At 61.3% G+C, this 1036-nt stretch carries 1 protein-coding gene; it reads left to right on the forward strand.

Features of this window, described 5'->3' with window-relative positions; translation table 11 throughout:
- Positions 1–1036 (forward strand): IS3 family transposase gene (locus EO170_RS20285; RefSeq protein ID WP_126947744.1). Its coding sequence is split into 2 segments (ribosomal slippage), with 1037 coding nucleotides annotated over them: positions 1–238 and positions 238–1036; the frame shifts between segments, so codons are not numbered across the junction. This gene is flagged as partial in the annotation.

Below are 1036 nucleotides of genomic sequence, written 5' to 3' on the forward strand. Positions count from 1 at the left end.
AGCCAGATTGTCGCCACGCTGAAGCAGGTGGAGGGCGGGCGCCAGGTCAAGGATGTGTACCGTGAGCTGGGTATATCCGACGCGACGTACTACGTCTGGAAGTCCAAGTACGGTGGCATGGAGGCCGCTGATGTGCAGCGCCTTCGAGACCTGGAGAGCGAGCACAGCAAGCTCAAACGCATGTACGCCGAGCTCGCGATGGAAAACCATGCATTGAAGGATGTCATCGCAAAAAAGCTGTAGACCCGGCGCACAAACGCCTGCTTCTTGCCTGGCTCGTCAAGCAGCATGGCTGGAGCGAGCGCCGGGCCTGTGCGGTCGTTGGCGTGGCTCGCTCCACAGCGCGCTATCGGCGCCGTCCCGATCGGGACGAGGAGGTCATTGCGCTGCTGTCCGAATTGGCCGAGCGCTTTCCCGAGCGTGGTTTTGGAAAGCTCTTTCAGATCATCCGCCGTCGCGGACATGTGTGGAATCACAAAAGGGTCTGGCGCGTATACTGCCCGATGAAGCTCAATCAACGTCGTCGCAGCAGGCGCCGGGTCCCGACGCGTCATCCACAACTGTTGGCCTGCGGAGCACACCCCAATGCCGGATGGTCGATCGACTTCATGTCCGATGCGCTGTGGGATGGTCGACGCTTCCGTACGTTCAATGTCATCGACGACTTCAGCCGGGAAGCCTTGGCGATCGAAGTGGACTTGAATCTTCCGGCCGCCCGCGTCATCCGCACCTTGGAACGCATCGCAGCCTGGCGCGGCTATCCCGCCAAGCTTCGTTTAGACAATGGCCCGGAGTTTGTCGCTCTGGCCTTGGCCGAGTGGGCCGAGCGCAAAGGCATCGCATTGGATTTCATTGAGCCGGGACGGCCGATGCAAAACGGTTTCATCGAACGCTTCAACGGCAGCTACCGGCGCGGCGTGCTGGACATGCACATCTTCCGCACGCTGAGCGAGGTTCGCGAACAGACCGAACACTGGCTGGCCGACTACAACCAGCAGATCCCGCACGACAGCCTGGGCGGGCTAACACCCGCCGA

The sequence above is a fragment of the Xanthomonas sp. BRIP62409 genome (genome assembly GCF_003992965.1).
Classification (GTDB): Bacteria; Pseudomonadota; Gammaproteobacteria; order Xanthomonadales; family Xanthomonadaceae; genus Xanthomonas; species Xanthomonas euroxanthea.